Below are 25,453 nucleotides of genomic sequence, written 5' to 3'. Positions count from 1 at the left end.
TGAATGAAAACATATGTGGCTATTTCTCTGGCGTGCGTCCCTGCTCTATGTCTTTCCTCTGCTGATGTGGGCCTACTGCCGCATCAAGGATATCGAGTTCGCCGAGCTCGATACCGGCGTCAACACCCACAAGTGGGTGGTGCTGGCCGCCTACCTTATCTACGTGGTGCTCTGGATCCTGGTTAACCGTTATCTCGAACTCTTCCTGCGTCAGCGGAGCCGTAAATGATCGACCCCGGGCTCTGGGGGATCTTGCTGCCCGCCGCCGTGCTGGCCCTCGGGCTTGGCTGGCTGATCGGGCGGCGTACCGCCACGGCGCAGGCTCAGGAGCTGATGCTGGCGCAGGAGCGTTATCAGGCGCTGCAGGATCGCTTCGACGAGTTGCAGGATGAACGGATGCAGGGTCAGCAGAAGCTGGATCAGCAGCAGACCCTGCTGATCAAACTCACCGCCCGTCTCAAGGATGCGGAGGCGACCCTGCGCAGCGAGCGGCTGGCCGCCGCCGAGAAGCTGCAACTGCAACAGGAGGCGGAGCAGCGCCTCAGCCAGCAGTTCGAGAATCTCGCCAACCGGATCTTCGAGCAAAACTCCGGCAACTTCCGCGAATTGAACCAGAACAGCCTCGATTTGCTGCTCACGCCACTCAAGGAGCAGCTCGAGGGTTTTCGCCGTCAGGTAGGCGAGACTCACGCTCAGGAGACGGCCCAGCGCCACAGCCTCAAGTTCGAACTGGAGCGCCTTGCCGAGCTCAATGCCCGCGTGACCGAAGAGGCGGCGGCGTTGACCCGCGCCCTCAAGGGCGATAGCAAGCAGCAGGGCAACTGGGGGGAAGTGGTGCTGGCACGGATCCTCAGTGAGTGCGGCTTGCGCGAAGGTCACGAGTACCACACCCAGGTCAATATCGAGGTGGAGAAGGGCAAGCGCTACCAGCCCGATGTCATCGTCCACCTGCCGCAGGAAAAAGACATCATCATCGACGCCAAGGTGTCGCTGACCGCCTACGAACGCTGGTACAACGCCGAGGACGAGCTGGAGAAGGCGGTGGCGCTCAAGGAGCACGTCGCCTCGGTGCGTAACCATATCCGCGAGCTGGGTCGCAAGGATTACCAGCAGCTACCCGGGGTGCGCACCCTCGACTATGTGCTGATGTTCGTGGCGGTAGAGCCCGCCTTCCTTACCGCGATGGAGGCCGATCCCTCGCTGGTGCGTTACGGCCTCGACAACAATATCCTGCTGGTGAGCCCCACCAACCTGATGGTGGCGCTGCGCACTATCGAAAACCTGTGGCGCTACGAGCGGCAGAACCAGAATGCTCGCCAGATCGCCGAACGGGCCGGTCGCCTCTACGAAAAGCTGCGGCTGTTTGTCGAGGAGATGCAGCAGATGGGCGGCAGCCTGCACAAGGCGCAGGAGAGCTACGACAAGGCGATGGGACGGCTGGTCAACGGCCGTGGCAACCTGATTGCGCAGGTCGAGCGTTTCCGCGAGCTGGGGGTGGAGGTAACCAAGAGCCTGCCCGAGCCGTTGGTTGAGCGGGCGCTGGAGCGCGACAAGGAGCGGGAGTAGTTTTCCGCTGTACTGCTATTAGCCAAGGCCCAAACCCGGTTTGGGCCTTTTGCTATCTACCGTTTGCCTATCATCAGAAAGCTGAACAGCAAACGGCCCACCGAAGTGGGCCGTTTTTATTTGCAGTGCCGGTGTGGATCAGCGGCTGGCTGCGCGGGCGCTCAGTTCGGCTTTCTCGCTATCGCTCAGGAAGGCAAGGGTCAGGCCGTTCTGCTGGGCGGTGCGGATTTCGCTGGCGGTCATGCCAGCGGCCGGAGCGGCCACCTCATATTCGTGCGGCAAGTCGATCCCTTCCACCGCCGGGTCATCGGTGTTGAGGCAGGCCAGCACACCGGCGGCCAGGAACTGGCGGATCGGGTGTTCGGTCAGGCTCGCCACTGTGGTGGTTTGGACGTTGGAGGTGAGACAGGATTCGATGCCGATGCGGTGTTCGGCCAGATAGGCCATCAGGGCCGGATCCTGAATCGCTTTGACGCCGTGGCCGATACGCTCGGCGCCCAGCTCGCGAATGGCTTGCCACATGCTCTCGGGGCCAGCGGCTTCACCGGCGTGTACGGTGACGCGCATGCCTGCATCGCGCACCTTGCGGAAGTGGTCGACAAAGAGTTCCCCCGGGAAGCCCAGTTCGTCACCGGCCAGATCGATGGCGACCAGCTTGTCGCGGTGAGCCAAGCAGGCGGCCAGCTCCTGATTGCACTGCTCGGTGCCGAAGGTGCGGCTCATGATGCCGATCAGGTTGGTCTTGATACCGAAGTCGCGGCTGCCTGCGGCCACGCCGTCGATGATGGCTTCAACCACGCCTTGCGGGTGCAGCTTATGGGCCATCGCCATATAGGCCGGACTGAAACGCAGTTCGGCATAGTCGATACCGGCGTGCAGCAGATCTTCCACGTTCTCGTAGGCGACCCGGCGGCAGGCATCATAGTCAGCCAGCACGGCCACACCCCAGTCCAGTTTCTTCAGGAAGGCAACCAGACTCGGCTCGTTTTCGACGATCTGTACGTGGGGGCGCAGCGCTTCCAGTTCGAAGGCGGGCAGCTGGATATTGTGTTGGCGACCCAGCTCGAGGATGGTTTGCGGGCGGATGTTGCCGTCCAGATGGCGGTGCAGGTCGGTCAGGGGGAGAGATCTGTCAATCATGGGGGCGCCCTCGTCGAGTCAGGTTTGAAAGCCTGCCATTCTAGGCGGGGCTTTCAAAAAAGATACCCCGTTTATGGTTAAACGGGGTTCTGGCGGGCGGTGATTTGTCAGGGCGTGATGGGAATCGTTTTTCCCGGGGACTCAGGAGAGATCGAGTTCCTTCAGCTTGCGGGTGAGGGTGTTGCGACCCCAGCCAAGCAGGCGCGCCGCCTCCTGCTTGTGGCCGTGGGTGTGCTCCAGCGCCGTCTCCAGCATGATCCGTTCGAACTGGGGCATGGCATCGGCCAGGATGTCTGTCTCTCCCAGCGCCAACTTGCTGGCCACCCACTCCTGCAACTGTTGCTGCCAACAACCTGGCAACGCCGGTTGACCCGGTTCGGCGTTGTGGGTTATGGGGGTGAGCAGCTCGGCAGGCAGGTCGCCGACCAGCACTTCTTGCCCCGAGGCCATCACGGTAAGCCAGCGGCAGACGTTCTCCAGCTGGCGCACGTTGCCCGGCCAGGGCAGGCGGCTGATATAGGCCTGGGTATCGGGGTGCAGGCTCTTGGCCTCGACGTTCAGCTCCTTGGCGGCGCGCAGCAGGAAGTGACGGGCCAGCTGGGGGATATCCTCACGGCGCTCCTTGAGGGCGGGGATGTGGATGCGAATGACGTTGAGGCGGTGGAACAGATCCTCGCGAAATTCGCCATCGGCGACCCGTTTCTCCAGGTTCTGGTGAGTGGCGGCGATGATCCGTACATCCACCTGCACCGGCTGATGGCCGCCGACCCGGTAGAACTGGCCATCGGCCAGCACCCGCAGCAGTCGGGTCTGCACATCCAGCGGCATGTCACCGATCTCGTCGAGAAACAGGGTGCCACCGTCGGCCTGCTCGAAGCGGCCGTGGCGGATGTTGTTGGCGCCGGTGAAAGCCCCCTTCTCGTGACCGAACAGCTCGGATTCGATGAGATCTTTCGGGATAGCCGCCATGTTGAGGGCGATAAAGTTCTTGTGGGCGCGCGGGCTGTGCTTGTGCAGGGCGTGGGCGACCAGCTCCTTGCCGGTACCGCTCTGACCGTTGATCAGCACCGAGATGCTGGAGCGTGACAGGCGACCGATGGCGCGGAACACCTCCTGCATCGCCGGTGCCTCACCGATGATTTCGGGAGTGGCGGTGGCTTCTTGCTGGCGAGACTTGCGCTTGGTGCGCTGCTCCTTGAGATGATTCTCGGCGCGGCGCACCAAGGTCACGGCTTCGTCGATGTCGAACGGTTTGGGCAGGTACTCGAAGGCGCCACGCTGGTAGGCGTTGACCGCGCTGTCGAGATCCGAGTGGGCGGTCATGATGATGATGGGCAGATCGGCCTGACGGCGGTGGATCTGCTCCAGCAGGCTCAGGCCGTCGATGCCCGGCATCCGGATATCGGAGAGGATCACATCGGGCGAGCGCAGCTCAAGGGCGTGCAGCAGGGCTTCGCCATCGGCAAAGCTCTCGCAGTTGAAGCCTTCGCTGCCGAGAGTGCGCTCCAGCACCCAGCGGATAGAACTGTCGTCATCGACGATCCACACTTTGGCGGTCATGGGGTTCCCTTACTTGCGAAGCGGTAGAAAAATGGTGAATTCGGTGTGACCCGGCCAGCTGATGCAGTCAATTCGCCCCTTGTGCTGGTCGATCAGGTTCTGGGCGATGGAGAGGCCGAGCCCGGTTCCCCCCTCCTTGCCGGTGATCATCGGGTAGAACAGGGTGTCGCGAATGGCATCGGGAATGCCGGGACCGTTGTCGATGATCTTGATCTCCGCAGCCAGCCGGTAGCGCTGGCCGTGGATGGTGATCTGGAACGCGGTGCGGGTCTTGATACGGATAAGCCCGGTCTGCTCCCCCAGTGCTTCGGCGGCATTGCGCACTATGTTGAGAAACGCCTGCTGCAGCTGATCCGGCTCCATCTCGAATTCGGGGATGCTGGGGTCGTAATCCCGCTCGATGCGAACAGAGGGAGGGAGTTCGAGCTCCACCAGTCGGCGTACCTGCTCCAGCACCGAATGGACATTGTGCATCTGGTGACGGCCGGGGCGCTGGGGGCCGAGCAGCCGATCAACCAGTACCCGCAGCCTGTCAGCCTGTTCGATGATGATGCCGGTATATTCGCGCAGCGCCGGATCCGGCAGCTCTTTTTGCAGCAGCTGGGCCGCGCCGCGCAGGCCGCCGAGGGGATTCTTGATTTCGTGGGCCAGCCCGCGCACCAGCTCCTTGGCCGCCAGCTGTTGGGCATGTTGCTGCTGCTCCTGACTGATCTTCTTCTGCTGGTCGATCTTGCGCAGCTCCACCACCAGCAGACGCTGTTCGTGGTCGGCCATCGGGGTGGCGCTCAGCTCCACCAGTCGCGGTTCTCCCTCTACCACCAGAGTCACTTCGCTATCGGTAAAGCCTTGCCCTGACACGAGGCACTGCTTGAGCCGCTGCAAATCGAGGGAGATATGTTCCAGCAGATGGGGCAGTTCGATTCCGATCAGCCTGCGTTCACTGAGGGAGAGCAGTTGTTCAGCCGCCGGGTTGACGAACTGGATGCAGAGCCGCTCATCCATCAGGATCACGGCGGTCAGCAAATTATCCAAGAGTGTTTTGGCGTTGTCCGAGCGGGTTGGCACAGGTTTCTCCCTAAAGCGGTGCTACACACCTGTTATGCACCGATATGGTGCATAGAGTTTACCCGCATCGGTGCGCTATATCACCCCTAGTCGGCTTTGGGGGTGGGTTTGGGAGCCGGCGTCACGCTCGCTCTATGCAGGTAAAAGGTGACTGCACTGGATTTAGCAAGGATCGTACCGTCTTTGGCGAGCAGCTCGAGCTGAGCTTCGTGGGCGCCGCGATCGACGTTTTCGACCCGGACAGAGAGGCTGTTGCTGACGATGGGGGCGGTTTTGCCATCCAGGGTCAGGCGCACATCATACTGGGTCGGAGGTTTGGGGCTGATGGTGCCCTGAAAGACGATGTTGCCTGTGTTGTCGCGTAGGGTGCTGCCCTGTTCCGGGGAGAGCAGTTCGATGGTCAGCTTGGCTGCCTCTTTCTCTTTCTTGGCATCAGCGCCGGTCAGGCTGTTGAAGTTATCCACCTGCACCGATCTGGGCGCGCTGCTGCCCAGCAGCGGGGCGACCCGCAGATCGACCTCTTTGGCGTTTTTGCCGGGTGGTGGCGCATCCGAGTAGTGGGTGATGCCATTGCCATCGACCCAGGAGTAGACCTTGGCCGCGTCCGCAGCGAACGAGGTCAGCAACAGGAGGCTGAGCACCCCTATGCCATGCTTGTTGTTCATCCATCTCTCCTTGACGGTATTTTGCTTAATCCTATCAGAGAAAAAACCCGCCAGATGGCGGGTTTTGTCACGATTAAGCAAGCTGACCTGATTTAAACGGCCAGTCTGCTGAGACTTAGACGGAGTAGTAGAGCTCAAACTCCAGCGGGTGCGGGGTCATGCGCACACGGTCAACATCCTGCTGTTTCAGTTCCAGATAGGAGTTGATGAAGTCATCGCTGAACACGCCGCCGCGGGTCAGGAACTCGCGGTCAGCATCCAGAGCGGCCAGGGCTTCGTCCAGAGAACCGGCAACGGTCGGCACTTCTGCGGCTTCTTCCGGCGGCAGGTCATACAAGTTCTTGTCCATGGCATCGCCCGGATGGATCTTGTTGATGATACCGTCCAGACCGGCCATCAGCTGGGCAGCGAAGGCCAGGTACGGGTTGGCAGCCGGATCCGGGAAGCGCACTTCGATACGACGGGCTTTCGGGCTCGGTACCACCGGGATACGGATGGAGGCAGAGCGGTTGCGGGCAGAGTAGGCCAGCATGACCGGTGCTTCATAACCCGGAACCAGACGCTTGTAGGAGTTGGTGGTCGGGTTGGCGAAGGCGTTGATGGCCTTGGCGTGCTTGATGATACCGCCGATGTAGTGCAGCGCCATCTCGGACAGACCGCCATACAGGTCACCAGCGAACAGGTTGACGCCGTTCTTGGCCAGAGACTGGTGGCAGTGCATGCCGGAGCCGTTGTCACCGAACATGGGTTTCGGCATGAAGGTGACGGTCTTGTTGTAGGCGTGAGCCACGTTGTGGATCACGTACTTCAGTACCTGTACTTCGTCAGCTTTCAGCGTAAGAGTGTTGAAGCGGGTAGCGATCTCGTTCTGACCGGCAGTGGCCACTTCGTGGTGGTGAGCTTCAACGACCTGGCCCATCTCTTCCAGCACCAGACACATGGCGGCGCGGATATCCTGGGAAGAGTCGACCGGTGCAACCGGGAAGTAACCGCCTTTCACGAACGGACGGTGACCCTTGTTGCCATGCTCATAGGCAGTGCCGGAGTTCCATGCAGCTTCTTCAGATTCGATTTTCACGAAGCTGTGGCCCATGGTGTTGGAGAAAGTAATGTTATCGAACATGAAGAATTCCGGCTCCGGCCCGAACAGCACGGTGTCAGCGATGCCGCTGGACTTCAGGAAATCTTCTGCACGCTTGGCGATGGAGCGCGGATCGCGGTCGTAGCCCTGCATGGTGGCAGGCTCCAGCACGTCACAAACGATGTTCAGGGTGGTCTCTTCGGTGAACGGGTCCAGCTTGGCGGAGGCTGCGTCCGGCATCAGTACCATGTCGGATTCGTTGATGCCCTTCCAGCCGCCGATGGAGGAACCATCGAACATCTTGCCGTCTTCGAAGAAATCTTCATCAACCTGGTGAGCAGGGATGGATACATGCTGCTCTTTACCCTTGGTGTCGGTAAAGCGCAGATCAACAAACTTGACTTCGTGTTCCTGGATCAGGGCCAAAACGTTCTGGGCTGACATGCTAAGTAACCTCCGGTGTTAAAACTCTCTGGGTGAATGCGTCGTCGTATTCACATAAGCCAGTATCGTGCCAAGTTTGTGACAGCTTGATTTCAGGGCAATCTCGCTGAAGAGGCTCCCCAAAATCAGGCGATCTCGACTCGCGTTGCATCAATTTAGTGCGATGGTGGATCGTTTTGGTGCACTGTAATGGTGCGCGAAATACGGTCACCGCCCATCTAAGCAGGGTTTGTCAGAGAGGTCTATGATCCAGATCTGTTGTTATGCGCGAATGTACTGCAATTCTGCTAGGCAGATCACAAAGGCAAGAGTACAATTAGCGCCCAATTTTACCCGGTGATTGAGGCGAGAATGTTAGAGAATTTACGCAATATTGCGATTATTGCGCACGTTGACCACGGCAAAACGACTCTGGTTGATAAGCTGCTGCAGCAGTCCGGCACCCTGGACCGCTCCACGGAAGGCCAGGAACGGATCATGGACTCCAATGATCTGGAACGGGAACGTGGCATCACCATTCTCGCCAAGAACACTGCGATCCGCTGGAATGACTACCGTATCAACATCGTTGATACCCCGGGTCACGCCGACTTCGGTGGTGAAGTAGAGCGCGTACTGTCCATGGTTGACTCCGTGCTGCTGCTGGTTGACGCCGTAGACGGCCCGATGCCGCAAACCCGTTTCGTGACCCAAAAAGCGTTCGCTCAGGGTCTGAAGCCGATCGTGGTCATCAACAAGGTTGACCGTCCGGGTGCTCGTCCTGACTGGGTAATGGATCAGGTATTCGACCTGTTCGACAACCTGGGCGCGACTGATGAACAGCTGGATTTCAAAGTTGTTTACGCCTCTGCACTGAACGGTTGGGCCACCATGGATCAGGACGTCGAGTCCGAAAACATGGAGCCGCTGTTCCAGGCTATCGTTGACAACGTTGAAGCGCCGAAGGCTGATGCCGAAGGTGGTTTCCAGATGCAGATCTCCCAGCTGGACTACAACTCCTACGTGGGCGTTATCGGTATCGGCCGTATCACCCGTGGTCGCGTCAAGACCAACCAGCAAGTCACCATCGTTGGTGCTGACGGCAAGACCCGTAACGGTAAAGTCGGTCAGGTGCTGGGTTATCTGGGTCTGTCCCGTACTGAAGTTACCGACGCGCAAGCGGGTGACATCATCGCTATCACCGGTCTGGGCGAGCTGAAAATCTCCGACACCATCTGTGACAACGGTGCCGTTGAAGCCCTGCCGCCGCTCTCCGTTGACGAGCCGACCGTGAACATGACCTTCCAGGTCAACACCTCACCGTTCGCCGGTAAAGAGGGCAAGTTCGTGACCTCCCGTAACATTCTGGAGCGTCTGAACCAGGAGCTGGTCCACAACGTGGCCCTGCGCGTGGAAGAGACCGATGATCCGGACAAGTTCCGTGTATCCGGTCGTGGTGAGCTGCACCTCTCCATCCTGATCGAAAACATGCGTCGCGAAGGTTACGAACTGGCTGTGTCCCGTCCGGAAGTAATCCTGCGTACCGTTGATGGCGTTCTGCAAGAACCGTTCGAAACCGTAACTGTGGACGTTGAAGAAGCGCACCAGGGTTCCGTGATGGAGCAACTGGGTCTGCGTAAAGGCGAAATGACCAACATGACCCCGGATGGCAAGGGTCGTGTCCGTCTGGACTTCATGATCCCGAGCCGTGGCCTGATCGGTTTCCAGACCGAGTTCATGACCATGACCTCAGGTACCGGTCTGCTGTACCACACCTTCGACCACTACGGTCCGCACAAGGGTGGCAGCATCGGCGAGCGTCAGAATGGCGTGCTGATCTCCAACGCTACCGGTAAAGCACTGACTTACGCCCTGTTCGGTCTGCAAGACCGCGGTCGTCTGTTCATCGGTCACGCGACCGAAGTGTACGAAGGCCAGGTGATCGGTATCCACTCCCGTTCCAACGACCTGACTGTTAACTGCCTGAAAGGCAAACAGCTGACCAACATGCGTGCCTCCGGTACCGACGAAGCTCAAGTGCTGACTCCGCCGATCCGCATGACTCTGGAACAGGCTCTCGAGTTCATCGATAACGACGAACTGGTAGAAGTGACTCCGAAGAACATCCGTATCCGCAAGAAATTGCTGACCGAGCTGGATCGCAAGCGCTCTGGCCGTGGTTAATGCCATGTGCTGAGTCTCGGCAGCCCTTGCGGCCGCTGACGGTTCACTGATAAACGGACCCAAACTTCTGGTTTGGGTCCGTTTTTTTATGCTTGTGATCCGCTCTGGCCATCCTGATGAGCTCGTTCAGGCTATCCGGTAATGGGGCTGATGAGCGTTGAGCGAAGGTCGTGGGGATGGGTGAGATAAAAAAGCCGCAGCGGATGAACGCTGCGGCTTTTTGCTGGCTTGCAGTGAGGGATTACTGGCGCCAGAAGGAGGGGAAGAAGAGCACGGCGACCGTCAGGATCTCCAGCCGTCCCAGCAGCATGCCGAATGACAGCAGCCATTTGGCCGATTCCGGCAGGCTGGCAAAGTTGGTGCTGGGGCCGACCACCGGGCCCATGCCCGGGCCGACGTTGGCAACGGCGGTGATGGAGCTGGATATGGCCGTCAGAGGGTCAAGCCCGATGGCGCCCAACAGTGCAGCTATCACCAGAATGATGGCGAAGTAGGCCAGCACGAATGAGATCATCGAGCGGATGATGGCGTCATTGACCGTCCGGCCGTTGTACTTCTGGGGGAATACGGCAGAGGGGTGCATCAGCTGGCGCATCTGCTTTCTGAACAGGGCGAATGCCACCTGTACCCGGAAGATCTTGAGGCCGCCCGCAGTGGAGCCTGAACAGGCCCCAAGAGCCAGCAGCACGATGAAGACGATGCTGGCGAGCGGCCCCCAGGTGCCGAAGTCACCAAGGCCGTAGCCGGTGGTGGTGAGCACCGAGACGATGTTGAAGCAGCTGATGCGCAGGGCATCCCAGAAGCCGAACAGGTCTCTCTCCCACAGATAGAAGGTCATGATGACGGTGACCCAGACCACCAGCCAGAAGAAGCCGCGCACCTGGGCATCCTTGAACAGGCTGTTGTCCCTGTGGTTGAGGCTCTGCACATAGAGCAGGAAGGGCAGGCCGCCGAGGAACATGAATAGAGTGCCAATCCAGTGTGCCGAGTTGGAGAAGTGGGACATGGATTGATCGGAGGTGGAGTAGCCGCCGGTACTGAGAGTGGTCATGGCGTGGTTGATCGCCTCGAACATGTTCATGCCGCTGGCCCAGTAGGCCATGAAGCAGAGCATGGAGAGCACCAGATAGACCACGACGATGTTGTTGGCGACCGTCTTGGCACGCGGGGCGCTTTTGTCCGACCAGTCCGAGCTCTCGGTCTGGAACAGCTTCATACCGCCGACGTTGAGGTAGGGCAGCACGGCTACCGCCATCACGATAAAGCCGACCCCGCCCAGCCACTGCAGGATGGAACGCCACAACAGGATGCTGTGGGCCATGTTGTCGAGGCCGGAGAGCACGGTAGAGCCCGTGGTGGTCACCCCCGACATGGTCTCGAAGTAGGCGTCGGTGAAGTTGATGTGGGTGATGAAGACAAAGGGCAGGGCGCCGAAGGCGCAGGCCACCACCCAGACTGAGGTGGTGAGCAGGAACATCTCCCGCACCCCCAGATGAAACTCCGCCTTGCGACCATAGTGGAGGCAGAGCAGGGCGGCGCCGTGGGTGATCAGCACGGACTTGAGAAACTCGACAAATCCCTCTGACCCGGTGAGCAGTGCCAGCAAGGTGGGCAGCCACATGAAGAGCGCCAGCTTGGAGAGCACCAGTCCGAGGGTAAAGATAATGGGACGCAGCTTGATCATGTTCGATAACCTGGTCGTTGATTAACAAAAGACCCGGACCATCCCCTTGGGGGAGCTGAGCCGGGTCTGGTTTGACAGCCTGTGCGCATGAAGACGTTACAGGAAGAAGGGGCTTGGCTGGAACAGCCGCTCCACTTCCGGGATGTACTTCTTGTCCACCAGGAACATGACCACGTGGTCATCCTGCTGGATCTTGGTGCGATCGTGAGCGATCAGCACCTCATCTCCTCGCACTACGGCACCGATGGTGGTACCCGGCGGCAGCTTGAGCTCGCCTACCGTCTTGCCGACCACCTTGGAGGTGTTCTCATCACCGTGGGCAATCGCCTCGATCGCCTCGGCCGCGCCGCGGCGCAGGCTGTAGACGTTGGCGATATCGGCCCGACGCACGTGGGTCAGCAGGGCCGAGATGGTGGCCTGCTGGGGCGAGATGGCGATATCGATAGAGCCACCCTGCACCAGATCGACGTAGGCGCCGCGCTGGATCAGCACCATGGTCTTCTTGGCGCCCATCTTCTTGGCGAGCAGCGCCGACATGATGTTGGCCTCATCCTCGTTGGTCACGGCGATGAAGACGTCGATCTGGTCGATGTGCTCCTCGGCCAGCAGCTCCTGATCCGCCGCATCGCCACAGAAGACGATGGTGTTCTCCAGCAGTTCGGAGAGCTGCTCCGCTCGCTTCTGGTTGCGCTCGATAAGCTTGACGCTGTAGCGCTTCTCCAGCTGGCGGGCGAGACCGGCGCCGATGTTGCCACCACCGACGATCATAATGCGGCGGTAGGGGCTCTCGAGGCGCTGCAGCTCAGACATCACGGCCCGGATATGGCCCGCGGCGGCGACGAAGAAGACCTCGTCATCCGCTTCGATGATGGTGGTGCCTTGCGGACGGATCGGGCGGCCCTGACGGAAGATGGCCGCTACCCGAGTTTCGATGTTGGGCATGTGCTCGCGCAGGGTGGAGAGGGCATTACCCACCAGCGGGCCACCGTAGTAGGCCTTGACCGCCACCAGACCGACGCGGCCACCTGCAAAATCAACCACTTGCAGGGCACCCGGGTATTCGATCAGGCGACGCACATAGTCGGTTACCAACTGCTCCGGCGCGATCAGGTGATCCACCGGCACCGATTCGGGCAGGAACAGGCGATCCCGTTCGGTCAGATAGGCTGGCGAGCGGATCCGCGCCACCTTGTTAGGGGTATTGAACAGGGAGTAGGCCACCTGACAGGCGATCATGTTGGTCTCGTCACTGTTGGTGACGGCGACCAGCATGTCGGCATCCTGAGCCCCCGCTTCGCGCAGCACCTTGGGGTGTGCGCCGTGACCGTTGACCACCCGCAGGTCAAACTTGTCCTGCAGTTCGCGCAGGCGTTCGCTGTCGGTGTCGACGATGGTGATGTCGTTGTTCTCCCCGGCCAGGTTCTCGGCCAGGGTGCCGCCGACCTGGCCGGCTCCCAAAATGATGATTTTCATAGGGAACGTCTACTCACGTTGAGGCTGTAAAGGGGAGCGCCAGAACGGAGCTGGCGGCTCTCCCGAATGAGGTTTGTCATGCCCGACTCAGAGCTTGACCAGTTTGGCGTAGTAGAAGCCATCCATCTCGGCTTCACCCGGCAGGAACTGGCGACCCGGGCAGTCCGGGGTGTCCTGTTCGTGCAACGGTACCAATTTGGCATCTTTGGTCGCGGCAAGGAAGGCGCGGATCTGTTCGCGGTTCTCTTCCGGCAGGACGGAGCAGGTGGCGTAGAGCAGGGTGCCGCCGCTTTTCAGCTTGCCCCAGAGGGCATTGAGAATGCGGCGCTGCAGCTCGGCCAGCTCGCGAATGTCCTGATCACGGCGCAGCCACTTGATGTCTGGGTGGCGGCGGATGACGCCGGTGGCGGAGCAGGGGGCATCCAGCAGGATGCGGTCGAACTGGCCCTCCGGCCACCACTGTTCCGGCGCCGCCGCATCGCCATGGATCACCTTGGCGGTGAGGCCGATACGGTTCAGGTTCTCCTGCACCCGCTTGAGGCGGTTTTCGTCGGCATCGACTGCAACCACGCCAGCCAGCTTGGGCTGACGCTCCAGCAGGTGGGCAGTCTTGCCTCCGGGGGCGGCGCAGGCATCCAGCACCCACTCGCCCGGTTGCGGGTCGAGCAGTGCCGCGGCCTGTTGTGCTGCACCATCCTGTACCGAGCAGTCACCGACCTCGAAGCCGGGCAGCTTGGTCACATCACAAGGACGTTCCAGCAGGATGCAATCCTCACCCTCTTCACCGGCCACGGCATTGATGCCGACTTCAGCCATGCGAGCCAGCATGGCATCGCGGCTCTGGCGCTGGCTGTTGTTGCGGATCCACATGGGGGGACGCTGGTTGTTCGCCTCCATGATGAATTCCCACTCATCGTGATAGGCCTGACGCAGGCGCTTGGTGAGCCACTCCGGATGACCGAGGCGAATGCTGGGAACACGGTCGATACGCAGCAGAATGACTTCGGCGCTGCGCTGGAAGTTGCGCAGCACGCCGTTGATGAGGCCACGCAGGGAGGTGCCCTTGAGCAGTTTGACGGCGTTGACGGTCTCGGCCACCGCGGCGTGAGCCGGAATGCGGGTGTAGATGAGCTGATAGAGACCGACCAAGATGAGGTAGTGGAAAATGCGGCTCTTGTTCTTGAGCGGCTTGTCCATCATCTCGTTAACTGCCGCATCGAGGCGGGGCAGCCAGCGCAGGGTGCCGTAGCAGAGTTCTTGCAGGAGAGCGCGATCGCGAGGTGCAACCTTCTCCTGGGCAGCAGGCAGAACAGCGGAGAGGGATTGACCCTGATCCAGCACCTGTTGAATAACGAGAGCGGCCTGTGCACGTGTTTTCATAGAGTTACCTTAGATGCGCAAGTCGGGGCCTGGGCCCCGCTTGTGTCAATTCAATCCAGTTCAATTCAATTGCGTGCCGGGTTCAAACCAGTCGCGGCGAGAGTTGAGCAGATCCGAAACGGACATCGCCTTCTTGCCGGGCGGTTGCAGGGTCAGCAGGCGCAGCACCCCTTTGCCGGTAGCGATATCGATCCCCTGCTTGTCGGCCTTGAGCAGGGTGCCGGCGGGTTGGCCGTGGTCGCTGTCAATGACGGCGGCTTGCCATACCTTGACGGTCTGATCAGCCACTTCAAACCAGCTGATGGGCCAGGGGTTGAACGAGCGGATGCAGCGTTCGATGGCAACAGCCTCCATCGACCAGTCGATGCGGGCCTCTTCCTTGGAGAGCTTTTCGGCGTAGTTGGCCAGCGTATCATCTTGCGCCTCGGCAGCGGTTTCACCGGCGGCCATGGCATTGATGGTGTCGACCAGTGCCTGCGGGCCCAGCTCGGCCAGCTTGTCATAGAGGCTGGCGGAGGTCTCGTCGGCGGCGATGGGGCAGCTAACCTTGCGGATCATGGCGCCGGTATCCAGTCCCACATCCATCTGCATGATGGTGACGCCGGTTTCGGCATCGCCCGCCCAGATGGAGCGCTGGATCGGTGCCGCGCCGCGCCAGCGGGGCAGCAGGGAGCCATGGACGTTGATGCAGCCCAGACGCGGGGTATCGAGCACCACCTTGGGCAGGATCAGGCCATAGGCCACCACCACCATCAGGTCGGCGCCAAGGGCGGCCAGTTCGGCTTGCGCCTCTTCCTTGCGCAGAGAGGCAGGTTGGTAAACCGGCAGGTTATGGGCCAGTGCCAGCTCTTTGACCGGGCTGGCGGTGAGCTTCTGGCCACGGCCAGCAGGCTTGTCAGGCTGGGTATAAACGGCAACGACCTCGTGGTCGGAAGACAACAACGCCGCCAGGTGACGGGCGGCGAAGTCGGGAGTACCGGCAAAAATCAGTTTCAGCTTATTCAATGGGGCAGATCCTCAGAGGACTTTGCGATCTTCACGGGCCATCTTTTCCAGCTTCTGGCGAATGCGCTGGCGCTTGAGCGGGGACAAGTAATCCACAAACAGCTTGCCGACCAGATGATCCATCTCATGCTGGATGCAGATGGCGAGCAGATCATCGGCTTCCAGCTCGAACGGCTTGCCGTGGCGATCCAGGGCGCGGATTTTGATCTGTTCGGCGCGAGGCACCAGAGCACGGCTGCCGGGCACGGAGAGGCAACCCTCTTCAATGCCGGTGCTGCCGCACTGCTCGATGACCTCCGGATTGATCAATACCAGAGGATCTTCACGGTTTTCAGAGACATCGATCACTATGATGCGCTGGTGAATGTCGACCTGAGTCGCGGCCAGGCCAATGCCTTCCTCCGCGTACATGGTTTCGAACATATCATCTACAATCTGTTGTAACTCGGGTGTAAAGGTCTCGACAGGGGCTGCAACGGTGCGCAGGCGCTCATCGGGAAAACGCAATACATCTAGAATGGCCATAGTTTTTTCTTTAGTTTCGTATAAATGCAGTCAATATTGGCGTAATTCTAGTCATTTACGCCGACAAAAAACAGCAACACTTTGCGTACAGAAGTAACAGGGAGTGTTATGTATCTGAAGCAAACCATCCTCGCCTGCCTGCTGGTGACCGTGAGTCAGGCAGCATTGGCCGATCAGCTCAGGCTGAAAGCGGGTTACCCCGAAAGTTATGTAGTGCAAAAAGGCGACACCCTGTGGGATATCTCCGGCAAGTATCTTTCCGAACCCTGGCTCTGGCCCCGTCTCTGGAACATCAATCCGCAGATAGCCAATCCTCACTGGATCTACCCCGGTGATGTACTGCATCTGAGCTGGGTCAATGGTGAACCCCGGCTCGGCAAGGCGATGCAGGGTAGCAAGCAAGTTATCCGTCTCGGCCCGAAAACCCGTTACGAAAACAAAGCCAACCCCATTCCGACCCTGCCTATCAGCGAGGTCGGTCCTTTCCTGCAAACCGACCATATTCTGGCAAACAGCCAGCAGCAGAAAACCTTGCCCTATCTGCTGGGGTCGGATCAGAAGCATATCGGCATGCTGGAGGGGGACACCCTCTATGTGCAGGGCTCCCTGACGCCGGGGCAGGTTTATGGCATTTATCACCCCGGAGTGGTCTACAAGGATCGCGAAACCGGTGAACTGCTGGGCCAGGAGGCGATCTTTGCCGGTGTGGTGCGGGCCGTGGCGCGTCTTGATGGCGATCGGACTGAGGTGACTCTGACTCATAACCAGCGCGAAGTGCTGCAGGGCGACAAGGTGATGCCGCTGCCGGCTCAGGAAAACATGCCCGCCGTCTTCACACCGAAAGCGGCACCTGCCATCACGCCGGGCTATATCATCGATTTGCCGAACAAGACCCGGGGCGGTGGCAAGTTTGATGTGGTGCTGATCAACCGGGGTGGCCGCGATCAACTGGTCGCCGGGGATGTACTGGATGTCAGGCGGCCCGGTGCTGCTCTGGTCACCAAGAATGGCGATGTACAGTACAAGGAGCTCTCGTCGGTTTTTAACCGGGTGTTTTACAGCAGTAACAAGAAGGCACCACTGCCCTCTGAAGCGATTGCCCGTGTCATGTTGTTCAAGGTGTATGACAAGCTGAGTTACGGTCTCATCATGCAGAGTAACGACATGGTGAGTGCGGGCTATCAGGTCACTCACTTCTGACGTGAACTACCCCGACGCGCGTCTGGCGCTCTGGCTCACTCTCGATGCGGTCACCGGTATCGGTCCGGTAACCGCAGCACGTCTGTTGGAGCGGACCGGGGGAAGTATTGAGACCCTGTTCCAGAGCGATGAAGCGCAACTGCATGGTATGGGGTTATCGTCAGAGCAGATCAAACAACTGCGCTGGCCCTCGCCGGTGGTTGAGCAGAGCCTGGCTTGGGCCGCTTTGCCTGACAATCTCCTTATTCCGCAAGATCACCCGATTTATCCACCCTTGTTGCGGGAAATTCCCGCGGCACCCCTGCTGCTCTACTGTCGTGGCGATCTTGCTGCGCTGTCGCTACCCCAGTTGGCAATGGTGGGGACACGCCATCCTACCTATGCAGGCAAAGATAATGCCTCCCGCCTTTGTAGCGAGCTGGTTGGATGCGGGTTAGCCATCACTTCGGGCCTTGCGCTCGGTATCGATGGTGTTTGCCATCAGCAGGCGCTGGTTTGTGGCGGTATCACCCTTGCCGTGTTGGGTTCCGGGTTGGATTGCCTCTACCCCAAACGCCACCAGGGGCTGGCAGGCCAGATTCTGGAAAGTGGTGGTTTGCTTATCTCCGAGCTGGCACCGGATAAAGGGCCGCTGGCTGAACATTTTCCTCGTCGCAACCGTATTATCAGTGGTTTGTCGCTGGGAACTCTGGTGGTGGAGGCGACCGAGCAGAGCGGTTCGCTGATCACCGCCCGCTATGCGCTTGAGCAGGGGCGCGAAGTGTTTGCGGTACCCGGCGCCCCGCAAAATGCCCAGGCGATAGGGTGCAACAGATTAATTCAGCAGGGGGCCAAACTTGTGCTGAGTGCGGCCGATATAGTGGAAGAGCTGCCAGAGTGGGTCGCACGGCCACATCCGTCAGTCATACCATCTGAGCAACCGCATAATAGCGAATTGCCTTATGCCGATTTGTTGGATAACGTAGATTATGAGACCACGAGCGTGGATACCGTTGCCGAGCGGGCCCAGCTTCCTGTTGAAGTGGTATTGGGCAGGTTGGTAGAGCTGGAGCTGGCCGGTGCAGTGATGGCGGTAGCCGGTGGATACGTCAGAGCGAGGAGGGCGAATCATGTTTGATGTATTGATGTACCTTTTCGAGACCTACATCCACAGCGATGCAGATGTGATGGTCGAGCAGGATGAGCTCACCGACGAGTTGAGCCGGGCCGGTTTCGATAAAGAAGAGATCGACAAGGCGCTCGACTGGCTGGAGCGGCTGGCCAATCTGCACGATAGCGAGCGGGAGGTCTATGTTACCGCCAGCGCGCAAGGCTCGATGCGTATCTATGCTCCGCAAGAGCTGGCACGTCTGAGCACCGAGTGCCGCGGCTTTCTGCTCTTTCTGGAACAGGCCCAGGTGCTGAATGCCGAAACCCGCGAGATCTGTATCGAGCGCCTGCTCGAGCTGGACAAGCCGGATATCGAGCTGGATGACCTGAAGTGGGTCGTCATGATGGTGCTGTTCAACGTACCGGGCAGTGAAAATGCCTACCAGCAGATGGAAGAGCTGGTGTTTGATGAGTCAGACGGCGTCATTCACTGACAGTCCGGTGCCGCGCTGGTAGAATTCAGGCCATCTGGATTTCAAGGCGCGGCCCATGTCAAAAATCGATCATCACCTCTTTTCAGCCCACGAACATGCCTTCGAGCGCGAGCCGTGCCCGCAGTGCGGGGCCGAGCTGGTGATCCGCCAGGGCAAACATGGCCCCTTTCTTGGCTGTTCTGCTTATCCTGCCTGTGATTACATACGCTCCCTGACGCCATCCGGCCGCGACATCGAAAAGGTGCTCGAAGGTTCTGCCTGTCCCGATTGCGGAGAGCCGCTGGCGATCAAGAAGGGGCGTTACGGTCTGTTTGTCGGTTGTACCCAGTATCCGGCCTGTCAGCACATCGAATCCCTGCAGGAGAGCGATGATACCCAGATCCTCTGCCCCGAGTGCGGCAAGGGTCATCTGGTGAGCCGCACCTCCCGCTACGGCAAGCAGTTTTACTCCTGTGATGGCTATCCACACTGCAAATATGTGGTGAACGACAAGCCGATCCCCATGCCTTGTCCCGCGTGTGGTTGGGGCATCATGGTAGAGAAAAAAGTGAGGGGAACTCTGCGTTGGGTCTGTCCGCAAAAGAAATGCGGCCACCAAAGTGAGCAGGTATAATCCCGCCGCCGCAACCGGATTGAAACGTTTTCGGTGAACTTCAACCCCCCACTTGGAGTAAGGAAATTCCCACCATGAATAAACCCTTTGTTGCCGTATTGATGGGCTCTGATTCTGATTTCCCCGTGATGCAGACTACCCTCGAGGTGCTCAAGTCATTTGATATCGCAGTGGAAGTCAAAGTCACCTCCGCGCACCGCACGCCGGCTGCGACCCATCAGTATGTGACCGATGCCGAGGCCCGTGGCTGCAAGGTCTTTATCTGTGCTGCCGGTCTGGCGGCGCATCTGGCGGGTGCCGTAGCCGGCATCACGACTCGTCCCGTGATCGGGGTGCCCATCGACGGTGGTCCGCTCAAGGGGCTGGATGCGCTGCTCTCCACCGTGCAGATGCCGGGTGGTGTACCGGTAGCGACCGTGGCGATCGGCAAAGCCGGTGCCAAGAACGCAGGTTATCTGGCAGCCCAGATGCTGGCAGTAGCCGATGATGAACTGGCGGCCAAGGTTCGGGCCGAACGCCAGAAGAATGCCGAAGAGGTGATTGCCAAGGATGCCGCCCTGCAGGCTCAACTCAAGTAAGTGAATAGGTGGCGATCCGGATGTGTCGTATTTTTCCTGTGCAACAGCAACACGTCACTTTGCCATGGTCGCCGCCATACGGATTCAACTTGCTACTAAGTGACGAGGCGGCAGCCAGGCTGCCGCATTTTTCCTATGCCAAATGAATTTGAACAGGCAGTTGCCGCCCTCCAGCAGGAAGGGGTGATCGCTTATGCGACCGAGGCCGTGTTTGGTCTGGGATGTGATCCCGACTCCGAAGTTGCGGTGCAGCGACTGCTGGCCATCAAACAGCGTCCGGTGGAGAAGGGGTTGATCCTCATTGCTGCCGACGTAGAGCAATTGCAGGATTACATCGATCTGAGCCAGCTTAGCGGTGAGCAACTGGCTCGGGTTGAAGCCAGCTGGCCCGGTCCTTTTACCTGGATCATGCCTGCCCGTGCAACGACGCCGGCCTGGCTGACCGGGCAGTTCGAGACCTTGGCGGTGCGCGTGACGGCTCATCCTCAGGTACAGGCGTTGTGCCGTGCCTTTGGTAAGCCGCTGGTCTCTACCAGCGCCAACCTGACCGGTGAGGAGCCTGCCCGTCGAGTGGCCGATATCGGTGAGCGGCTGGCAAGCAAGTTAGCCTATATCCTGCCCGGTGAAGTGGGTGGTCAAGCTAACCCCTCCGAGATCAAGGACGCCCGAACCGGCGCTATTATTCGCCCCTCCTGAGCAGGCGGATACGTCATTATTTGCTATCAATCCGCTGAGCGGTGAGCTCATCGGATTGATTTAACTATAAAAATGGACAGGGCGTTCACGATCCTGCCTGACTGGAGACAAGATGAGCAAACCGGATGTGGCCCAGGTCAAGGCCTTCCTGTTGCAGTTGCAGGACGAGATCTGCCGTGGTCTGGAGCAGGCCGATGGCAGTGGACACTTTGTGGAAGATGCCTGGAGCCGTGAAGGCGGTGGCGGTGGTCGCACCCGTGTGCTGCGCCACGGCGCGGTGATCGAGCAGGGGGGCGTCAACTTCTCCCATGTCTATGGAGATGCCATGCCTGCCTCTGCTACAGCCCATCGGCCAGAGTTGGCCGGTCGCAAGTTCGAGGCGATGGGCGTGTCGCTGGTGATCCATCCGCACAACCCCTATGTGCCTACCAGCCACGCCAACGTCCGTTTCTTCATCGCCGAGAAAGAGGGTGAAGAGCCCATTTGGTGGTTTGGCGGTGGCTTCGATTTGACGCCCTTCTACCCGTTTGCCGAGGATGTGCAGCATTGGCATCAGGTCTCCCGTGATCTCTGCCAGCCCTTTGGTGATGAGATCTACCCCGAGTTCAAATCCTGGTGCGATCGCTACTTCTTCCTCAAGCACCGCAACGAGACGCGAGGGGTGGGCGGTCTCTTCTTCGACGATCTGAATCGCTGGCCCTTTGCCGACTGCTTTGCCTTTATGCAGGCGGTAGGTCGGGGCTATCTCGAGGCCTACCTGCCGATCATCGAGCGACGCAAGGCACTGCCCTATGGCGAGCGGGAGCGGGAGTTCCAGCTCTATCGTCGTGGTCGCTATGTGGAGTTCAATCTGGTGTATGACCGTGGCACCCTGTTCGGGCTGCAGACCGGCGGACGTACCGAGTCGATCCTGATGTCGATGCCACCGCTGGCACGTTGGGAGTATGACTGGCAGCCGGAAGCGGGCACTCCTGAAGCCTTGCTCTACACCGATTACCTCACGCCGCGAGAGTGGCTGTGACCCGAGGGGCCATGATGGCCCCTTTTTACTGGCCGATATTCGGCTTGTTCCCGAGTGCGAAAACCCGTTAAATCGGAATATTGCCCTCTGATGGAACTCTTTGATGGATCGTTATCTGGTTTTTGGCCACCCGGTGCGCCACAGCAAGTCCCCCTTCATTCACACCCTGTTTGCCAGACAAACCCAGCAAGAGCTGGAGTATGGGTTGGCTGAACCCGCCGTCGACGAGTTTGCCCAAGCCCTGCGCACCTTCTTTGACCAAGGGGGCAAGGGATGCAATGTCACCGTTCCCTTTAAGGAGCAGGCATTCACTCTGGTCGATTGCTTGAGCCCGAGGGCCAAGCGGGCGGGCGCGGTCAATACCATCAAGCTGACCGATGATGGCGTGTTGCTGGGGGATAATACCGATGGCGCCGGATTGGTCGCCGATCTCAAGTCCCATGGTGTGACGCTGGCGGATAGCCGGATCCTGCTGCTGGGTGCCGGTGGCGCGGCTCGTGGTGCATTGGCGCCGCTGCTGGCTGAGTTGCCGAGCGAGCTGGTGATCGCCAACCGCACCCACACAAAAGCGCAACAGTTGGCTGCCGAATTCCACGATCTGGGGCCAGTGACTGCCCAGGCCTATGAGCAGTTGGCAGGGCCATTCGATCTCGTCATCAACTCTACCTCCGCCAGCCTGCAAGGGGAGCTGCCGCCGTTGGCCCCTGCCCTGATCCACACTGATATTGCCATCTACGACATGATGTATGGCGCCTCGGATACGGCCTTTATCAGTTGGGCCAAACAGCATGGGGCCCGTCAAACCATGGATGGACTCGGCATGCTGGTGGAACAGGCCGCCGAAGCGTTTACCGTGTGGCGCGGAATTCGTCCCGGGACTAAACAGGTATTGAGAGAGTTGAAGCGTAACTTGGGGGTGATATGAACCAGGGTATTCTGTTTCCCGACCTGATGGAGTGGCAGGCTGACGAACAGCGGGTGCGTTTTCCTGCCCAGCAGATGGGGGCGCTGATAGATTGTTACATCAGCCAGCGGCGACTGGAGAGAATGACAGGTCTGGCGCTGACGAGGGAGGATGATATCGTCAGAGCCTTTGAAAGTGTGCGTTTTGACATTGAAGATCTGGCTGAAAAACTCATTGAAGAACAAGAGTTTGCCGAAGATGGTGCTATCTACATCTGATTTTTCAAAGTTTTTTTGTTTTGTAGCGGAACTACTTTGAAATGGCGCTGACTAACTAGATAGTTGAGGAAGTGCTAGCTAGTCACCTTTATAACTCCCCGGTATTCGTACTGGGGATTTTTTTATCTACATGAAAATAAAAGATTTTTTCTTAATCTGTAAGTTGTGAAACTAAATTACATAAATTACATAAATTACTTTCACTTTCTGCTGCCTTGCTGTACAGTTGTCTGCGTAGGGTACAGAGGTAAGATGTTCTATCTTTCAGACCTTTTATTTCACGTAATTGAATGTGGCTGAATAGCTGCCCCGATGAGGTTCTCGTCGGGGTGTTTTTTTATGCGTGCCATTTAGAGTAAATGCTTTAAATTGGCGATGCATTTGATAGAATGAGGCTGCTTCTTGAGGAATACCTGTCGTCTGGTACTCAAGATTCAGCTTCTTCCCAATTTTTTGAACTTATTATTTCAGGCTGGATGGCATCACTGTCGTCCGGCCTCATTTTTATCCATCTCGGTTAGATCTTGTAATTAAATTTCATTTTTGTCTATTTTTGTAATTCTGGTTCGTTTTGAAAGAACGAATTTGAAAACGCTATCAACGTCTTCAAAAGTTAATTTCTTTCATGAATTAATGACCTATCTATATGAACTGTAAGCGGTAATGGATATAACAGGGGAGACGAATGCGGGGTGTTCGTCGTGAGGCAGGTGAAAGCGGCAATCTGAAACCCTTTCAATCAGCGGAGGGGTGCTCCGCCAATTGCAAGGAGAGCGAGGAGTAGATTACTCCTCGGCAGGTTGTTGTTCGTCAGCGTTCAGCACGTCGGTATCGTCACCACTGACGTACCATTCGGTCAGGGTTTGCGCCAGCTTCTCCACGCCGATATTGGTGAGAGAGGAGAATGCTTCGACCTGGATCTGGGAACCGAGGTCGGCAACGGCCTGGCGCACCTTGATTACCTGGTTGTTGCGTGGGCCTGGGCTCAATTTGTCAGCCTTGGTCAGCAGCAGCATGACGGGCAACTGACGGTGCGAGCTCCACTCCAGCATGTTCATGTCGGTATCTTTGAGTGGGTGGCGGATGTCCATCAGGATCACCAGACCTTTCAATGACTCACGGCGCTGCAGATACTCTGCCAGTGACTTTTGCCACTTGAGCTTCATTTCCAGCGGAACTTGCGCATAACCATAACCCGGCAAGTCGACCAGACGCTTGCCCGGTTCCAGCTCAAACAGGTTGATCAGCTGGGTACGACCGGGAGTCTTACTGGTGCGCGCCAGGTTCTTGTGTTTGGTTAAGGTGTTCAATGCAGATGACTTACCGGCGTTGGAACGGCCGGCAAACGCGATCTCGACACCCCCATCATTTGGCAGGTGACGGATGTCGGGTGCGCTGGTCACAAAATGCACCTTATTGAAATTCAGAGTTTGTGTATCCAACGTAAATTCCCCATGGAGATAGAGGGTTATAGAGTTACTTTTTTGTAAAATGGTGTAAAATAGCGTCGCTTAAACGCGTTTATTTTAACATGCCTTCAGCGGCATGGGATCTGGAAGCCTAATAACGAAAAGTTGGAACGCCATGAAGAACCTAGTCATTACTCTTGCTCTGATGGTTGGCGTAACGGGGATGGCACAAGCCAAGGGCGATGCCGCTGCGGGACAGACCAAGGCTGCCGTTTGTGCGGCTTGTCATGGACCGGACGGAAACAGCCTGGTTGATATGTACCCCAAAATTGCTGGTCAGCACGCATCATATATCAAAAAGCAGTTAGTTGAACTGAAGGCTGCCGCTTCTGGTCAAATTGGCCGGGTTGCGCCAGTGATGGGGCCGATGGCGTTACCTTTGTCGGAACAGGACATGGATGACCTGGCGGCTTATTTCTCCAGCCTGAAGGTTACCCCTATCGCTGTCCCTGACGACGTGGTCGAAGCGGGCAAGGCACTCTATATGGGTGGTGACATGAGTCGCGGTCTGGCAGCTTGTACGGCTTGCCATGGTCCCCGTGGCTCGGGTGTCGAACAGGCGAAGTATCCCAACCTGTCCGGCCAGCATCCTGCCTATATCAAGGCTCAGCTCACCGCATTCCGTGCCGGGACGCGTGACAATGATCCGAATGGAATGATGCGGGACGTTGCCAAGAAACTGACTGATCAGGATATCGAAGCTCTCTCCAAATATGTAGCGGGTCTGCACTGATATAGTCGATACGGTCGATTTGAGTTGAAACGGGGAGCTTGGGCTCCCCGTTGTTTTTATGGCTTTCAGATAATTCTCGGTTTAATCCCCCCGTTCTGTAAGAGATCTCCCATTCTCAAGGCAGGCCAAGGCTCATAAAATTGCATAAAATATTAAATAATCATTATTTATCAAGTAATTATGTGAATATTGATATTTTTCGACATGTTGAGAATGTTTTGAGTGGATTGAGCCGCTTTATAGAGTTGGTACAGTAGGCTTAATGGATTCACCCACGGATTGGGTGGCGGTTTCACGACAGGGTGTTGTGAGTAGAGGATGGCTGGCGTTGCGGGATGCCATGGGCTCGGATGAGCTGGCAAAGGATTGAAGGATCAGGATGGTGACCATCTCCGGAGCGGGATGGGGTTGCGGGATGCAGACTCCCCGGCACGATGGCAGGATGCGGTCGAGACGGGTCAAACAGGCACACGCACATTCAGGAACGACCAATATAAGGTCAGGATGACCACACAACGATATGATGCGGCGACAAGTTGTCACGGAGAGGACGAAACAGATGGTTTTGCCATTCAGGATGGCGCACGCATGAACATATCAAGGCAGCTTCGGCTGCCTTTTTTCTTT

Annotated in this window: 24 protein-coding genes; 13 read left to right on the top strand and 11 right to left on the bottom strand. The window is 58.3% G+C overall.

Annotated features, from left to right (window positions below; translation table 11 throughout):
• Positions 1–13: 13 nt before the first annotated feature.
• Both AB5Z02_RS12335 and rmuC read left to right on the top strand, forming a co-directional pair.
• Positions 14–229, top strand: coding sequence for a hypothetical protein (locus AB5Z02_RS12335; protein WP_005339659.1), 216 nt, complete (start codon positions 14–16; stop codon positions 227–229).
• Entirely contained in the window at positions 226–1,566 is a 1,341-nt protein-coding gene (rmuC, locus tag AB5Z02_RS12330; RefSeq protein WP_368216074.1) for a DNA recombination protein RmuC, read from the top strand. The genes AB5Z02_RS12335 and rmuC overlap by 4 nt, the downstream gene beginning before the upstream one ends.
• A gap of 138 nt (positions 1,567–1,704) precedes the next feature.
• Here the strand turns inward: rmuC and add are convergent, their stop codons facing one another.
• From add to glnA, 5 genes are all read right to left on the bottom strand, one after another.
• Positions 1,705–2,706 carry an adenosine deaminase gene (gene add / locus AB5Z02_RS12325; RefSeq protein ID WP_368216073.1) on the bottom strand — a complete coding sequence of 334 codons (1,002 nt, stop codon included), beginning with the start codon at positions 2,704–2,706 and terminating at the stop codon, positions 1,705–1,707.
• A gap of 141 nt (positions 2,707–2,847) precedes the next feature.
• Positions 2,848–4,266 carry a nitrogen regulation protein NR(I) gene (glnG, locus tag AB5Z02_RS12320; RefSeq protein ID WP_005339666.1) on the bottom strand — a complete coding sequence of 473 codons (1,419 nt, stop codon included), beginning with the start codon at positions 4,264–4,266 and terminating at the stop codon, positions 2,848–2,850.
• 9 nt (positions 4,267–4,275) lie between these two features.
• Positions 4,276–5,331, bottom strand: a complete 1,056-nt coding sequence (gene glnL, locus AB5Z02_RS12315) for a nitrogen regulation protein NR(II) (protein ID WP_231721438.1) — start codon at positions 5,329–5,331, stop codon at positions 4,276–4,278.
• Positions 5,332–5,417: 86 nt separating this feature from the next.
• Positions 5,418–5,996 (bottom strand): DUF4124 domain-containing protein, encoded by a 579-nt coding sequence (locus tag AB5Z02_RS12310; RefSeq protein ID WP_231721437.1) that lies wholly within the window; start codon positions 5,994–5,996, stop codon positions 5,418–5,420.
• A gap of 115 nt (positions 5,997–6,111) precedes the next feature.
• On the bottom strand, positions 6,112–7,521 hold the full coding sequence (gene glnA / locus AB5Z02_RS12305) for a glutamate--ammonia ligase (RefSeq protein WP_005339672.1): 1,410 nt from the start codon (positions 7,519–7,521) through the stop codon (positions 6,112–6,114).
• A gap of 351 nt (positions 7,522–7,872) precedes the next feature.
• Here glnA and typA point away from each other — a divergent pair, with 351 nt between their 5' ends.
• Positions 7,873–9,684 (top strand): translational GTPase TypA, encoded by a 1,812-nt coding sequence (typA, locus tag AB5Z02_RS12300; RefSeq protein WP_005339679.1) that lies wholly within the window; start codon positions 7,873–7,875, stop codon positions 9,682–9,684.
• Positions 9,685–9,925: 241 nt separating this feature from the next.
• On the opposite strand, the gene AB5Z02_RS12295 is transcribed toward typA, so the two are convergent.
• The 5 genes from AB5Z02_RS12295 to def all read right to left on the bottom strand — a co-directional run bounded on the left by AB5Z02_RS12295 (position 9,926) and on the right by def (position 15,751).
• Positions 9,926–11,368, bottom strand: a complete 1,443-nt coding sequence (locus tag AB5Z02_RS12295) for a TrkH family potassium uptake protein (protein ID WP_005341967.1) — start codon at positions 11,366–11,368, stop codon at positions 9,926–9,928.
• A gap of 96 nt (positions 11,369–11,464) precedes the next feature.
• Positions 11,465–12,841 (bottom strand): Trk system potassium transporter TrkA, encoded by a 1,377-nt coding sequence (gene trkA, locus AB5Z02_RS12290; protein WP_005339689.1) that lies wholly within the window; start codon positions 12,839–12,841, stop codon positions 11,465–11,467.
• Between the two features lie 87 nt (positions 12,842–12,928).
• Positions 12,929–14,221 (bottom strand): 16S rRNA (cytosine(967)-C(5))-methyltransferase RsmB, encoded by a 1,293-nt coding sequence (gene rsmB, locus AB5Z02_RS12285; RefSeq protein WP_106844304.1) that lies wholly within the window; start codon positions 14,219–14,221, stop codon positions 12,929–12,931.
• Between the two features lie 60 nt (positions 14,222–14,281).
• On the bottom strand, positions 14,282–15,226 hold the full coding sequence (fmt, locus tag AB5Z02_RS12280; protein WP_368216072.1) for a methionyl-tRNA formyltransferase: 945 nt from the start codon (positions 15,224–15,226) through the stop codon (positions 14,282–14,284).
• Positions 15,227–15,238: 12 nt separating this feature from the next.
• Entirely contained in the window at positions 15,239–15,751 is a 513-nt protein-coding gene (def, locus tag AB5Z02_RS12275; protein WP_005339694.1) for a peptide deformylase, read from the bottom strand.
• Positions 15,752–15,859: 108 nt separating this feature from the next.
• Here def and AB5Z02_RS12270 point away from each other — a divergent pair, with 108 nt between their 5' ends.
• The 9 genes from AB5Z02_RS12270 (at position 15,860) to AB5Z02_RS12230 (ending at position 22,624) form a co-directional block, all read left to right on the top strand.
• On the top strand, positions 15,860–16,951 hold the full coding sequence (locus AB5Z02_RS12270; protein ID WP_368216071.1) for a LysM peptidoglycan-binding domain-containing protein: 1,092 nt from the start codon (positions 15,860–15,862) through the stop codon (positions 16,949–16,951).
• Between the two features lies 1 nt (position 16,952).
• Complete coding sequence (gene dprA, locus AB5Z02_RS12265) at positions 16,953–18,068, top strand: DNA-processing protein DprA (RefSeq protein WP_368216070.1); 1,116 nt, start codon at positions 16,953–16,955, stop codon at positions 18,066–18,068.
• A complete protein-coding gene (locus AB5Z02_RS12260; RefSeq protein ID WP_005339699.1) occupies positions 18,061–18,534 on the top strand; it encodes a DUF494 family protein in 474 nt (157 codons plus the stop codon). The genes dprA and AB5Z02_RS12260 overlap by 8 nt, the downstream gene beginning before the upstream one ends.
• Positions 18,535–18,589: 55 nt before the next feature.
• Positions 18,590–19,147 (top strand): type I DNA topoisomerase, encoded by a 558-nt coding sequence (locus AB5Z02_RS12255; RefSeq protein WP_005339702.1) that lies wholly within the window; start codon positions 18,590–18,592, stop codon positions 19,145–19,147.
• A gap of 74 nt (positions 19,148–19,221) precedes the next feature.
• Entirely contained in the window at positions 19,222–19,725 is a 504-nt protein-coding gene (gene purE / locus AB5Z02_RS12250) for a 5-(carboxyamino)imidazole ribonucleotide mutase (RefSeq protein ID WP_245097242.1), read from the top strand.
• Positions 19,726–19,860: 135 nt separating this feature from the next.
• Positions 19,861–20,421, top strand: a complete 561-nt coding sequence (locus AB5Z02_RS12245) for a Sua5/YciO/YrdC/YwlC family protein (RefSeq protein WP_005356244.1) — start codon at positions 19,861–19,863, stop codon at positions 20,419–20,421.
• A 112-nt stretch (positions 20,422–20,533) separates the two neighbouring features.
• On the top strand, positions 20,534–21,442 hold the full coding sequence (gene hemF, locus AB5Z02_RS12240; protein ID WP_368216069.1) for an oxygen-dependent coproporphyrinogen oxidase: 909 nt from the start codon (positions 20,534–20,536) through the stop codon (positions 21,440–21,442).
• 103 nt (positions 21,443–21,545) lie between these two features.
• A complete protein-coding gene (gene aroE, locus AB5Z02_RS12235; RefSeq protein ID WP_368216068.1) occupies positions 21,546–22,367 on the top strand; it encodes a shikimate dehydrogenase in 822 nt (273 codons plus the stop codon).
• A complete protein-coding gene (locus AB5Z02_RS12230) occupies positions 22,364–22,624 on the top strand; it encodes a DUF1488 domain-containing protein (RefSeq protein ID WP_368216067.1) in 261 nt (86 codons plus the stop codon). The genes aroE and AB5Z02_RS12230 overlap by 4 nt, the downstream gene beginning before the upstream one ends.
• A 785-nt stretch (positions 22,625–23,409) precedes the next feature.
• On the opposite strand, the gene yihA is transcribed toward AB5Z02_RS12230, so the two are convergent.
• Positions 23,410–24,066: a ribosome biogenesis GTP-binding protein YihA/YsxC gene (gene yihA, locus AB5Z02_RS12225; protein WP_266135231.1), complete on the bottom strand. Its 657-nt coding sequence runs from the start codon at positions 24,064–24,066 to the stop codon at positions 23,410–23,412.
• A gap of 142 nt (positions 24,067–24,208) precedes the next feature.
• Here yihA and AB5Z02_RS12220 point away from each other — a divergent pair, with 142 nt between their 5' ends.
• On the top strand, positions 24,209–24,826 hold the full coding sequence (locus AB5Z02_RS12220) for a cytochrome c (RefSeq protein ID WP_005339710.1): 618 nt from the start codon (positions 24,209–24,211) through the stop codon (positions 24,824–24,826).
• Positions 24,827–25,453: the final 627 nt, after the last annotated feature.

Source organism: Aeromonas sp. R2-3, assembly GCF_040908375.1.
GTDB lineage: Bacteria > Pseudomonadota > Gammaproteobacteria > Enterobacterales > Aeromonadaceae > Aeromonas > Aeromonas veronii.
Note: the sequence above shows the minus strand (reverse complement) of the source record. Positions and strands in the feature narration are given on the sequence as shown.